Origin of the sequence: Streptomyces sp. NPDC050161 (assembly GCF_044460025.1) — a bacterium.
Classification (GTDB): domain Bacteria; phylum Actinomycetota; class Actinomycetes; order Streptomycetales; family Streptomycetaceae; genus Streptomyces.
This window is the reverse complement of the sequence record NZ_JBITJM010000007.1, coordinates 278,367-290,424: the sequence shown is the minus strand read 5'-3', so window position 1 is coordinate 290,424 and position 12,058 is coordinate 278,367. Positions and strand designations below refer to the sequence as shown.

General features: G+C 72.0%; 10 protein-coding genes. 5 read left to right on the top strand and 5 right to left on the bottom strand.

The genetic code is table 11. From position 1 onward, the window contains the following. Nucleotides 1–107 precede the first annotated feature (107 nt). On the bottom strand, nt 108–692 hold the full coding sequence (locus ACIBK8_RS15630; protein ID WP_399042339.1) for a uridine kinase: 585 nt from the start codon (nt 690–692) through the stop codon (nt 108–110). Between the two features lie 198 nt (nt 693–890). Between ACIBK8_RS15630 and ACIBK8_RS15625 the strand changes: the two genes are divergently transcribed. Next, the gene (locus ACIBK8_RS15625) at nt 891–2,282 is read left to right on the top strand and encodes a peptidase C39 family protein (protein WP_399042338.1); all 1,392 of its coding nucleotides are present in this window, start codon (nt 891–893) and stop codon (nt 2,280–2,282) included. A 45-nt stretch (nt 2,283–2,327) separates the two neighbouring features. On the opposite strand, the gene ACIBK8_RS15620 is transcribed toward ACIBK8_RS15625, so the two are convergent. Genes ACIBK8_RS15620 through ACIBK8_RS15605 form a run of 4 tightly spaced genes read right to left on the bottom strand, consistent with a single transcriptional unit; the run spans nt 2,328 to nt 7,241 of the window. Further along, nucleotides 2,328–3,809, bottom strand: a complete 1,482-nt coding sequence (locus tag ACIBK8_RS15620; protein ID WP_399042337.1) for an ABC transporter ATP-binding protein — start codon at nt 3,807–3,809, stop codon at nt 2,328–2,330. 38 nt (nt 3,810–3,847) lie between these two features. Continuing rightward, on the bottom strand, nt 3,848–4,693 hold the full coding sequence (locus ACIBK8_RS15615; RefSeq protein ID WP_399042336.1) for an ABC transporter permease: 846 nt from the start codon (nt 4,691–4,693) through the stop codon (nt 3,848–3,850). Next, the gene (locus tag ACIBK8_RS15610; RefSeq protein WP_399042335.1) at nt 4,690–5,700 is read right to left on the bottom strand and encodes an ABC transporter permease; all 1,011 of its coding nucleotides are present in this window, start codon (nt 5,698–5,700) and stop codon (nt 4,690–4,692) included. Before ACIBK8_RS15610 ends, ACIBK8_RS15615 begins: the two co-directional genes overlap by 4 nt. Then, a complete protein-coding gene (locus ACIBK8_RS15605; protein ID WP_399042334.1) occupies nt 5,697–7,241 on the bottom strand; it encodes an ABC transporter substrate-binding protein in 1,545 nt (514 codons plus the stop codon). Before ACIBK8_RS15605 ends, ACIBK8_RS15610 begins: the two co-directional genes overlap by 4 nt. Before the next feature lie 194 nt (nt 7,242–7,435). On the opposite strand from ACIBK8_RS15605, the gene ACIBK8_RS15600 reads away from it, so the two are divergent. From ACIBK8_RS15600 to ACIBK8_RS15585, 4 genes are read left to right on the top strand one after another with little or no spacing between them, the layout of a single operon-like run. Then, on the top strand, nt 7,436–8,581 hold the full coding sequence (locus tag ACIBK8_RS15600) for a TauD/TfdA family dioxygenase (protein WP_399042333.1): 1,146 nt from the start codon (nt 7,436–7,438) through the stop codon (nt 8,579–8,581). A gap of 26 nt (nt 8,582–8,607) precedes the next feature. After that, a complete protein-coding gene (locus ACIBK8_RS15595; protein WP_399042332.1) occupies nt 8,608–9,633 on the top strand; it encodes an ornithine cyclodeaminase family protein in 1,026 nt (341 codons plus the stop codon). Continuing rightward, nucleotides 9,624–11,006: a Y4yA family PLP-dependent enzyme gene (locus tag ACIBK8_RS15590; protein ID WP_399042331.1), complete on the top strand. Its 1,383-nt coding sequence runs from the start codon at nt 9,624–9,626 to the stop codon at nt 11,004–11,006. The genes ACIBK8_RS15595 and ACIBK8_RS15590 overlap by 10 nt, the downstream gene beginning before the upstream one ends. Before the next feature lie 29 nt (nt 11,007–11,035). Further along, nucleotides 11,036–12,058 (top strand): cysteine synthase family protein, encoded by a 1,023-nt coding sequence (locus ACIBK8_RS15585; RefSeq protein ID WP_399042330.1) that lies wholly within the window; start codon nt 11,036–11,038, stop codon nt 12,056–12,058.

Below are 12,058 nucleotides of genomic sequence, written 5' to 3'. Positions count from 1 at the left end.
CTGTACGCCCCCCAGGTCAAGCCGAGTTGGGGCACTCGGCGGGAGCTGTGCGGAGATAGTCCGTGTACGGTTCATGTCTGGTAACGGAGCGTGAAAATACCGGGAGTTCAGCCGTCGGCTGCGGGCCCCATGCGCACCTCGTACCCCAACTTTCCCTGGAGCACCAGGAGATCGGCGTACGGCCGGGACGGGTCCGCCGCGAAGTGCGCGCGCTCCGCCGGGATCCAGCCATCCCAGAAACCGGAGAGGTCGGGTCCGTCCCGCCGCCGCCCCCGTTCCCAGGAGTGCGCGTCCGCCAGCTCCATCCACAGCAGGCACGCCAGGTACGGCCGCAGCGCACGGCGCCCGCTGCCGACTCCTTCGACCAGCACCACCGGCGCCGGCTCCAGCTCGCGCGCCCCGGCGAACGCGCCGCGCACCCAGTCGTAGACCTCGTAGCGCGCCCGGCGCCCCCGGGACAGCGGCTCCAGCAGCTGCGTACGGAACCGCTCGGCCCAGTCGAAGAGCTGCTCGTGCGTGGCGAGGTCGTCGGTCGGTACGACGGGCGCGCCCCCGAGTGCTTCGGACAGCCGCCGGGCGAAGGTGCTCTTGCCGGAGCCCGCGTGCCCGTCGACGCCGATCAGCCGCACCGGCCCGCAGGACGGCGGCAGGGCGCCGAGCCGGGCCGCGAGCGGCGCCAGATCCTGGTTCATCGCGCCAGCGTACGTCAGTGGTCTGCACCAATATTGCCGCCGCGACGCGCGTCGAACCGCTGGCCGAAGCCCGGCAGGAACGGCGATAGTTGATTGCCTGCCGACGGGTGGGGCCCGGGTACGTCGCCCGGCCACCGCGCCCGCCGCCGTGCCGATCCGACCCGCGTTCCGCCCGCCGAACCGACTGGGGGATCCCCGATGACCAGCTCAGCGCCCCGCCGCACCGTCCTGGCCGCCGCGCTCGCAGCGGCGGCCGGCGCCGCGGCCCCCATGGCGTCCGCCGCGCCCCGCCCCGCCGCACCCGCCACACCCGCCCCCACGGAACCCGCGGCCCCCCGGCCGCAGAGGAGCCTTGTGGACTACCACGCCTGGACCACAGCGGCCGACTGGCGCTCCGGCCGCGCCGACGGCACCCGCGTCGTGTCCGGCCGCCGCCCCGGCCTCACCCTCGCCACCCCCGTGGGCACCGCCGACTACCACGACCCGCACACCGGCAGGACCGCCACCTGGGAATACGCCACCTGGACCGGCCCCCGGCACACCCTCACCGTCCCGGCCACCGAGATCATCGCCTCCTGGAACGCCCACACCCCGCCCGGCACATGGCTCACCGTCGAACTGCGCGCCACCTACGGCGACGGCGTCCGCACCCCCTGGTACGTCATGGGCCGCTGGACCTCGGGCGACGGCGAGGCCGACATCCGCCGTACCTCCGTCGACGGTCAGAAGGACGGCCGGAGCAGCGTCTCCACCGACACCCTCGCCCTCGATGACCCGTCCGGCGGCCTCCGCCTGACGGCTTATCAGCTCCGCCTCACCCTCCACCGCACCCCGGGCAGCGACCGCACGCCGACCGTCTGGCGGCTCGGCGCGATGGGCTCGGACGTCCCCGACCGCTTCGAGGTCCCCGCCTCCCGGCCGGGGGATGCGACCGGCAGGGAACTCGAGGTACCGCGCTACTCGCAGGAGATCCACAAGGGCCAGTACCCCGAGTACGACAACGGCGGCGAGGCGTGGTGCAGCCCCACCTCGTCCCAGATGATCATCGAGTACTGGGGCCACAGGCCCACCCCCGAAGACCTGGCCTGGGTCGACCCCGCCTACGCCGACCCCCAGGTCTGCCACGCCGCCCGCCACACCTTCGACGGCCAGTACGCAGGCTGCGGCAACTGGCCGTTCAACGCCGCCTACGCCGCGACCTACCCCGACCTCCAGGCCGTCGTCACCCGCCTGGACTCCCTCACCGACATCGAGCACCTGATCCAGGCGGGCATCCCCGTCATCACCTCCCAGTCCTTCCTGGCGAACGAACTCGACGGCGCGGGCTACGGCACCGCCGGCCACCTGATGACCGTCATCGGCTTCACCGCGTCCGGCGACATCATCGCCAACGACCCCGCCTCCAAGGACGACGCCGCGGTCCGGCACGTCTACCCGCGCCGCCAGTTCGAGAACATCTGGCTGCGGACGAAGCGGTATGACGACAAGGGGAAGGTCAAGGGCGGGTCCGGGGGTGTGTGTTACCTGTATTTCCCGGTGGAGTTGACGGGGGATCAGGGGCGGGTGTTGGGGGAGGTGGGGGTCCGGTGAGGTCTGGCCCCTCGTCCCTGACCTGAAGCCGCCGCCCCTTGCCCCTCAGGACCGCACCGCCCCGGAAGCCGATGGTTTCGTGAGGGGTTCCCGGTCGGCCGGTGTGGTGACCCGGCCCTCGTGGAGGAGATGGAGGGTGTCGGTGTAGGGGGTGATGAGGGGGAGTTCGTGGCTGACGAGGACGAGGGTGAGGTGGCGGTCGGTGCGGAGGTGGGTGAGGAGTTCCAGGACTGCGGTGGCTGTTACCGGGTCCAGGGCGGAGGTGACCTCGTCGCAGAGGAGGAGGTCGGGGCCGGTGGCCAGGGCGCGGGCGATGGAGGCGCGCTGGCGTTGGCCGCCGGAGAGTTCGTGGGGGTAGCGGTCGGCGAAGTCGGCGGGGAGGCCGACGTCGTCGAGGAGTTGGCGGACCCGGGCGGGCCTGTGGGGCCTGGCGACCGTGCGGTGGAGCTGGAGCGGGCGGGTCAGGGAAGCGCCGATGGTGCGGGTGGGGTTGAGGGCGCCGAGCGGGTTCTGCGGGATGAGTTGGATGCTGCGTTGCTGGGTGCGGCTGCGTTTGCGGACGTCGGCGGGGAGCGGCTGTCCGTTCCAGGTGAGAGAGCCGGCGTTCGGTTTCTGGAGTCCGGCCAGGGTGCGCAGGAGGGTGGTCTTGCCGGAGCCGGACGGTCCTGTGATGCCGGTGGCGGAGCCGGCCGGTGCGTGGAAATCCGCGTCGTCCAGGGCCTGGTGGGTGTGGCGGCGGTGGGTGAAGGCGACGTGGAGGCGGGTGGCGCGCAGGCCGTCGGCGGGGGTGTCCGGACGGTCGGGGGTGCGGGGGCGGGCGGGTTCGCGGGGCGGGGTGCGGGGTGCGGCCTCGGCGGGTGTGCCGAGGGCGGTGACGGTGTCGGCGCAGGCGTCGACGACGTGCGGGTCGTGGCAGGACAGGACGATGCTGATGTCGCGGGTGGCGGCGAGGCGGCGGAGCAGGTCGGTGATCTCGTCGCGCAGCGCGGTGTCGAGGCCGGCCGTGGGCTCGTCGAGGAGGAGGACGTCGGGGCGTCGGGCCAGTGCGCGGGCCAGGGCGAGGCGGCGCTGTTGTCCGCCGGACAGGGCGCCGGGGCGGTGGTGGGCGAGCGCTTCGGGGAGCAGGCACTCGGCCAGCAGCGCCGTGACCGCGCCGGGTGTGGCGTCGTCGGCGACCTCCGCGATCAACTGCGCGGCGGTCATACGGGGGTTGAGGGCGGAGCCGGGATCCTGGCCGACGTAGGCGATGCGGCGGCGGCGCAGGGCGCGCAGTGCGTCGGGGGTGAGGGCGAAGACGTCCTGGCCGAGGATCCGGACGGTGCCCGAGGTGCGGTGGGCGCCGTGGGGGAGGTCGCCGATGAGGGCGCGCAGCAGGGTGGTCTTGCCGGAGCCGGAGGGGCCGGTCAGCGCCGCGATCCTGCCCGCTTGCAGGCTGAGGTCGGTGGCGTTCAGCAGGACCGGGCCGTGGGACAGGCTGATTTCGAGGTCGGTGACCGTGACGGGTGGCGGCGTGCGGGACGTGTCCACGGGCGTGTCCTGGGGTGTGAGTGCGGGGTGGCCGGTGGTCATCGCAGGGCGGACCGGCGCGCGGTGGCCGGTGCCAGGGCGTTGGCGGCGAGGTTGACGCTGATGGCGAGCAGCCCGATGGCCAGGCCGGGGGCGACCACGGCCCAGGGGTTGAGGAGGATGCCGGGGCTGTTCTCACGGATCATCAGCGCCCAGTCCGCCTCGGGTGGCTGGGGGCCGAGCTGGAGGAATCCGGCCATCGAGATGACGTAGACCCCGTCGACGAAGCGCAGGCCGAACAGGGCCAGGACGACGGCGCGGAGGTTGGGCAGGATTTCGCGCAGCGCCAGGTGGGTGGTGCCCTCCCCGCTCGCGACGGCCGCCTCGATGAAGCCCGCGCCGGCGAGCGGGGCGGCTGCGCTGGCCACGATGCGCACCGCGTAGGGCGTGCCGAGCGCGATGGCGGCCAGGGTGATGGCAGGCCGCCCGCCGCCGGGCCAGGCCAGCGCGATGAGCATGATGCCGAGGACCGGCGGCAGCAGGATGGCGGTGTCGGATGCGCGCTCGATCAGGCGTCCGAGCCGGGGGCTGAGCACGGCGTAGCAGCCGAGCAGGGTGGCCAGGGCGGTGACGGCGAGCGACACGATCAGGGCGTTGCCGATCAGGGCGCTGCCACCGTTGAGCAGTCGGCTGAGGACGTCGCGGCCGAGCTGGTCGCCGCCCAGGACGGCTTCGGCGCCGGCTTCCGCGTAGGGGGCGGTGACGGGTTTGTCGAGGGGCCGGGCGGCCAGCGCGGGGCCCAGCACCGCGGTCAGGACGAGCAGGACGGCGGGGGCGACGGGCAGGAGGATCCGCGGCCAGGTGCGGCGCGCGGGCCGCTGGTCGAGGACCGCGGTGGCGCTCATGAGCGGGCTCCCAGGGTGCGGGCGCGGACGAGGTCGGCGAGGAGGAGGACGACGGTGATCAGGGCTGCCGCGCAGGCCACGACGGCGGCGATGACGGGGGTGTCGCGGTCGGCGACGGCTCCGGCCAGCACGGTGCCGATTCCCGGGTAGTTGAAGAGGGTCTCCACCACCACCGTGCCGCCGAGCAGCATTCCGGTGGATGTGGCGATGCCGGTGGCGATGGCGGGCCAGGCTCCCGGCAGGGCGTGGCGCAGCAGGACCCGGCGCAGCGGCAGTCCGTCCAGGTGGGCGGCCTCCACGTGGGGCGTCGCTGCCTGGTCGGCGAGGGCGGCGCGGACGATCCGGGTGTTCCAGCCGGTCTGCGGGACGGTCAGCGCCAGTACCGGCATCACCAGCATGGTCCAGCTGGCCGGGGCGCCGTCCCCGCCGGTGACGGTGGCGGCGGGCAGCCAGCCGGTCCACAGGGCCAGCACCAGCAACAGGCCGATGGAGACGACGAATTCGGGCAGCGCGAAGGCGGCGGTCGAGGTGAGGTCCACCACCCGGTCGACGACGCCGCGCGGCCGGGCGGCGGACCAGATGCCGAGTGCCAGCGCGGCGATGACGGTGAGCACGAAGGCGGTGCTGCCCAGCACGATGGTGTTGGGCAGCGGCGCGGCGAGCAGGTCGGTCACCTGCTGGCCGCGGGCCGATGTGCCGAGGTCGCCGGTGGGCAGGGCGGTGATCCAGTCCCAGAAGCGTTCCCACACCGGCCGGTCCAGGCCCAGCAGATGACGGCGGGCGGCGATTCCGGCGGCGCCCTCACCGCGTTCGGACGTCGCCGTCGCCGCGTCGCCCGGCAGCAGTTCGATCGCCGCGAACACCACGGCGAGCAGGATCAGGAGCATGGCGAGGCGTTTGCCCAGCACGGATGCGGTCCGCAGGGCGAGTAACCCCGCGCGGCGTGCCGTCGATGCCGTCACGGGCCGGGTGGCGGCCTCGGCCGGGGGAGCGGTGGTTCCGGTCATGGGGCCAGCCAGACGTTTTCGAGCTGCACGCGGCCGTAGCCGGGGAGCTTGGGCAGGCCGTGGACCTTGGGCGCGGCCAGGTCGATGCCCTCGGCCACGCCCCACAGCAGGTAGCCGGAGCGGTCGTGCTCGATCTGCTGGAGGTCGTGCAGGGCGGTGGCGCGTGCGGCGGTGTCCGAGGTGGCGATGGCCTTGTGGTAGGCGGCGTCGAAGTCCTTGTCGGACCAGTCGGCTTCGTTCTGGCCGGATCCGGTGGTCATGGTCTTGGAGGCGAAGAAGACCACGGAGTCGTTGGTGCCCCAGTAGTTGGTGTAGAAGTCGCCCTTGAGCCAGGTCTTCTGGTAGAAGGTGCCGGATTCCTGCTTGACGACCTTGACCTTGATGCCGGCCTCGCGGGCCTGGGAGGCGAAGAGCGTCGCGGATTCGGCGAGTCCGGCGACGTCTTCGGTGGTGACCAGTTCGTAGGTCCTGGAGAAGTCGAACCCGGCTTCCTTGAGCAGCTTTTTCGCCTTCGCCAGGTCGCGGTGGCGCTGCGGGATGTCCTTGGCGTAGTCGGGGTCGCCGGTGCCGAGCATGTCGTTGCCGACGGTGCCGTATCCGGACAGGGCCTGCTTGACCATCGCCTCGCGGTCCACCACGAGTTTCATCGCCTCGCGGACCTTGGGGTCGGCGAACGGGCCGCTGGAGGTGCGCATCACGATCGGCATGGCCATGTCGTTGGGGCGCCGGACGATCTGGATGTCCTTGCGGGCGGCGGCGGTACGGGCGGCGACCGCACCGGCGTTGGATGCCACGTCGATCTGACCGGACATCATGGCGTTGGCCATCGCCTGCGGGCTTTCGAACATGGTCACTTCGATGGCGTCGAGGTGGACCTGCCCGCCGTGCCAGTGCTCGTTGCGCAGCAGGCGGGCGTTGCCGCCGCGGTACCAGTCGAGCGTGAAGGGCCCGGTGCCAGGCGACGTGGCGATGTCCTTCTCGGGGGTGTCCTTCTTGAGGATGAACGTCGACAGGCGGGTGAGCGAGGGCAGTTCGGCGTTGGCGTAGTCGGAGACGAGGACGACGGTGCCCTTGCCGTCGGCCGTGATGTTCTTCGCCTGGATGCCGGGCAGCCGGGCCGCGCCCGCGGGGGTGTGGCGCAGCCGGCGCAGCGACCACACCACGTCGTCCGCGGTGACCGCGGTCCCGTCGTGGAAGGTCGCTCCCTTGGCGATGGTGAAGCGCCAGGTCTTGAGGTCCTTCGATGGCGTGAAGGTGTCGGCGAGGCGGCCGACGGTGTTGTCCTTCAGGCCGGGCGCGGTCAGCGTGTCGTAGACGAGGGCGATGACCAGGTAGTCGCTCTCGTTGCCCTGGCTGCCGTGCGGGTCGCGGGTGATCGCCGAGGAGCGGCCGAGTGCGCCGATGCGCAGCGTGCCGCCCTTTCTGGGTTTTCCGCCGGAGTCGGATGAGGCCGCACCGTTGCCGCCCGTGCAGGCGGTCAGCAGGGCGGCCACGCCTATGCCGCCGCCGGCCCACAGCGCCTGTCGCCTGGTGAAGTCCACGTTGCCTCGCTCCGCTCAGTTCCGGTCGGATCCCACTGCTTAGGTTTGCCTACCCTGATCCTGGCTGATTCCGCAAGGCGATAGGCACCGATCACGGGAATTGGTCGACGTCAACCGGCCCTTTAACGGCGAGAGTTGAACGAACCCGGACACACGGCCGCAAAATTTAGTTAGGTTTGCCTTACCTTACGGCTGTGGGTACCTTCGTCACCGTCCGCCAGACACCGGGCACGGAGCGGAACCGCCAGGCCCCCCGTGCCGGTCCGTCAGGCGTGCTGCGCCCTGCCCGTCCGGCGCCGCACCGCACCTCACTCCCCGCCTTCAACGGAACGGATTACCTCGACATGAGCACGGGAGCCGCACCCGTTCGTCAGCTCGACGCCGCCTGCGTCGGGGAACTGCGCCACGCCGCCGAGAAGATCCTCACCGAATTCGGAACCTCGGCGACCTCCCCCGAACTCCTCGCCCGTGTCGCCGAATTCGCCGGCGATCTCAGTGACCTGCTGCGCCACGCACTGCGCCCCGTCGACACCGACGACGGCCTGTTCATCCTGCGCGGCCTGGAGGTCGACGACGCCGGAATAGGCCCGACGCCCGGCAGTTGGGCCACCGCGGGCGACCGCGCCGCCGTCCACGACATCGAACTGCTGCTGCTCGCCACCGTCATGGGCAACCCCATCGCGTGGGAGGGCCAGCAGGACGGCCGCTTCGTGCACAACATCGTCCCCGCCCCGGGACACGAGACCGAACAGACCGGCGCCAGCAGCACCGTGCTGCTCAGCCCGCACACCGAGGACGCCTTCCACCCCGGGCGCGCCCACCTGCTGATGCTCGGCTGCATGCGCAACCACGACCACATCGCCACCACCGCGGCCGGCATCCGCAACGTCCGGCTCGACGAGGCGGACATCGCGACGCTGACCAGGCCCGCGCTGCCGATCCTGCCCGACGACGCGTACACCGAGGCCCAGGGCTACGCGGACCGGGCGCCCGCACCGGTGCCCGTCCTCTTCCGCGCCGACGACGGCCTGACGCTGCGGTTCGACCCGGCCTACACCCCGCTCGCCGACGCCGACGCGGAATACCGCGCCGCCTACGGGCGCCTGGAAGCCGAACTCGCCCGCGTCTCACGGGCCGTGAGCCTGCACCCCGGCGAGGTGCTGATCGTCGACAACGACCTCGTCGTGCACGGCCGGGTGCCCTTCCGTGCCCGGTACGACGGCACCGACCGCTGGCTCAAGCGCGCCTCCGTCCGCGTACCCCGACGCGGCACACGCCCCCTGGCCGAACAGGACGAGCACGGCTACGGTCAGGCCGCCATCGAAGCCCACGCAGCCTGAGCGCCCACCACGCACCGAGGACGGACATGACCGACACCACCGTGGCCCACCAGGCCCGTTCCCTCCCCGCTGACGACACGACCCTGCGCGTCCTGTCGAAGAGCGACCTCGCCGGGATCGACATATCCCTGGCCGATGTCGTCGCCACCGTGGAAGGCGCCTACCGCACCCTTCAAGCCGGAAATTCGGACAACCCCCGCAAGCTCACCGTCAAGCCCGACGACGGGCACTCGGTCTCCTACGCGATGCTGGGCAGGGACGGCTCCCGCAACGTCGTCGCGATCAAGACCTCCTACAAGCACGGACTCGACAAGGGCCGCGAGGCACAGCACTACTACACCTCGCTGACCCTCTACGACGACGTCACCGGGCTGCCCGTCGCGATGATGGACTGCGGGCGCATCGGCTCGCTGCGCACCCCGGCCGTCTCCGCGCTGCTGGCCCGCGAATGCGCCAGGCCCGGCGCCCGCAGCGCCCTGGTCATCGGCACCGGCACCCAAGGCCGCCTGGCCCTGCCCTTCCTGCTGACGACCCTGCCCGACCTGGACCGCCTGATGCTCTTCGGCACCCACTCCGAGGGCATCGCCGCCGTACGCGAACAGCTGCGCGCGCACTTCCCCGAGCGGGACGTGGAGATCGTCACCGACCTGCGGGCCGCCGCGGCCGACGCCGACATCATCCTCGCCACCGCGGGCGGCCACACCCCGGCCGCCGTCGAATCCGGCTGGCTCAAGCCCGGCGCGCTGTCGGTCCTCGTCGGACACGGCCTCGCGCCCTCCACCCTCCACCAGGCCGACCGCGTCGTGGCCACCAGCGAGGCCCAGATGAAGGTCACCGGCACCGACATGGCCGACGAGCACGGTGAATTCCCCGCCGTCGACACCGAGTTCCCCCCGGTCATCGCGGGCATCACCGCGGGCCGCAGGTCCCCGGCCGAGCGCATCTTCGCCTACAACAGCGGACTCGTCGTCACCGACATCGCGCTGGGCCACCGCTTCGCCCAGCTCGCCCTGGACCAGGGCCTGGGAGTGCAGGTGCCGCTGTGGCAGTGACCGGACCGCACCCCGCGACCGTGCCGACGCTGCCCGCCCACACCGACCCCGACACCGACCGGGTCCTGGACAGCGGCCTGCTGCACGAACTGTCCTACGCCTTCGGCGGCCCCTTCCACTTCCTGCTGCCGCACCGCTTCGACGCGAACCTCGCCGCCTTCCGCGCCGCGCTCCGCGACGCCGGGGTCGAAGGGCGGGTGTACTACGCGAAGAAGGCCAACAAGGCCGCGGTGTGGATGGAACGCTCCGCCGCCCACCAGGCAGGCGTCGACGTGGCCAGCGCGGGCGAACTCCGCGAGGCACTGGGACACGGCGTACGCGGCGAGCACATCGTCGTCACCGGACCCGCCAAGAGCGACGAACTGCTGCGCCTCGCCCTCCTCCAGGGCTGCCTGGTCGCCGTCGACGCGCTCGACGAGCTGGACCTGCTGATCACCCTGGCGCTGACCGGCACCGTGCGCCCGGCCAGGCTGCTGCTGCGCCGCCTGCCGCCCGCACAGCCGCACAGCCGCTTCGGCATGACGACCGCCGAGCTGGAGACCGCGCTCGACCGGTGCGTACACGCCCGGGACGCGGTACGGATGGAGGGCTTCAGCTTCCACCTGTCCGGCTACGCCACCCAGCCGCGCGCCGACCTCGCGGGCGAACTCGTCGACCTGTGCCTCAAGGCCAGGGTGCGCGGGCTCCAGGCCGACCGGATCAGCATCGGCGGCGGCTTCGCCGTCGACTACAGCTCCGCCGACCGCTGGCACACCTTCCTCGCCGGCCAGCGCCCCGAGCACTACCACGCGCACAAGACGTTCCAGAGCGGCGACTTCTACCCGTACCACTCGCCCGTCGCCGGAGCCGACGCCCTGCGCACCATCCTGGCCACCGTCCCCGAAGGCGGCCAGGACACCCTCGCGGCCCGGCTCAAGGACACCGGCACGCTGCTGATGATGGAGCCTGGCCGCGCCCTGCTGGACAGGGCGGGCGCGTCCGTCTTCTGCGTCCAGGGCGTCAAGGACCGCGACGGGTACCGGATCGTGACGGTCGACGGCACCAGCCTGAGCCTGTCCGAGCAGTGGTTCAACAGCGAGTACCTGCCCGACCCGCAGCTGGTGACCCCGGCCGGGCGGGCCCGCGGCGGCGCGGTGCACCCCGCGTGCGTGGGCGGCGCGTCCTGCCTGGAGTCGGACATGGTCACCTGGCGCAAGATCCCCTTCCCCGCCCGGCCCGGCGTCGGCGACCTGCTGGTCTACCCGAACACCGCCGGCTACCAGATGGACTCCAACGAGTCGCCCTTCCACGACCTGCCGCTGCCCACCAAGGTCGTACTGGACCGCCTGGACGGCCGCCCGCGCTGGCGCCTGGACCGCCGGCCCGCCTGCTGACCCCCTTCGAACGCCCAGGAGTCTTTCCCATGAACGAGGCACTCGCGCGCCCCGCCGTGGTCTCCCGCATATCCGACCTCATCGGCCGCACCCCGCTGCTGGAGCTGTGCCGCACCGAAACCGGCAGCCGTCTCCTGCTCAAACTGGAGATGTACAACCCCACGGGCAGCGCCAAGATCCGCATGGCCCGCGCCATGGTGGACGCCGCCGAGCAGGACGGCACCCTGCGCCCCGGCGGCCGGATCATCGAATCCACCTCCGGCAACACCGGCCTCGGCCTGGCCGTCATCGCCGCCGAACGCGGCTACACCTTCACCGCCGTCGTCGACCACCACGCCGCCGCCGACAAGCTGCGCGGCATGAAGGCCCTGGGCACCGAACTCGTCTACGTCGTCGACGACGGCACCGAGGAGTTGGCCACCGCCGCCCGCGAAGAGCTGGCCGAGGACATGGCGCGCGGCCAGGACAACACCATCTTCACCGAACAGCACAACAACCCCGCCAACGGCGTCGGTTACTTCCCCGTCGCCCACGAAATCCACCAGGCGCTCGGCACCGTCGACGTCCTGATCGGCGCGGTCGGCACCGGCGGCATGCTGTGCGGCACCGCCCGCGAACTGCGCAAGCTGGCACCGGACTTCACCACCGTCGGCGTCGAACCCAAAGGATCCATCGCCTTCGGCGGCCCCGCCCACGACTACTACCAGTCAGGCACCGGCACCCCCGAAGGCGCCGAGATCGGCGCGCTCGTCGACTTCGACCTGATCGACGAAGGCGTCAAGGTCGGGGACGTGGAAGCCTTCGCCACCGCCCGCGCACTCGCCCGCACGGGGCTGCTCATCGGCGGCTCGGCGGGCGGGGTGCTCCACGAGGCCCTGACCCGCCTGCCGTCCCTCCCACCGGACAGCACTATGGTCGCCCTGGTCAACGACGGCGGCGAGAAGTACATGGACACCGTCTTCAACGACGACTGGATGCACGCCCGCAACCTCCTCGATCCCGCCGTCGAGCGCGAGATCGACGAGAAGCTCACCAAACTCCGCAGGATTTGA

Excerpts from the sequence above, each read along its gene's own strand:
- ACIBK8_RS15630 (WP_399042339.1), bottom strand. The coding sequence starts at position 692 with ATGAACCAGGATCTGGCGCCGCTCGCGGCCCGGCTCGGCGCCCTGCCG.
- ACIBK8_RS15625 (WP_399042338.1), top strand. The coding sequence starts at position 891 with ATGACCAGCTCAGCGCCCCGCCGCACCGTCCTGGCCGCCGCGCTCGCA.
- ACIBK8_RS15615 (WP_399042336.1), bottom strand. The coding sequence starts at position 4,693 with ATGAGCGCCACCGCGGTCCTCGACCAGCGGCCCGCGCGCCGCACCTGG.
- ACIBK8_RS15610 (WP_399042335.1), bottom strand. The coding sequence starts at position 5,700 with ATGACCGGAACCACCGCTCCCCCGGCCGAGGCCGCCACCCGGCCCGTG.
- ACIBK8_RS15595 (WP_399042332.1), top strand. The coding sequence starts at position 8,608 with ATGACCGACACCACCGTGGCCCACCAGGCCCGTTCCCTCCCCGCTGAC.
- ACIBK8_RS15585 (WP_399042330.1), top strand. The coding sequence starts at position 11,036 with ATGAACGAGGCACTCGCGCGCCCCGCCGTGGTCTCCCGCATATCCGAC.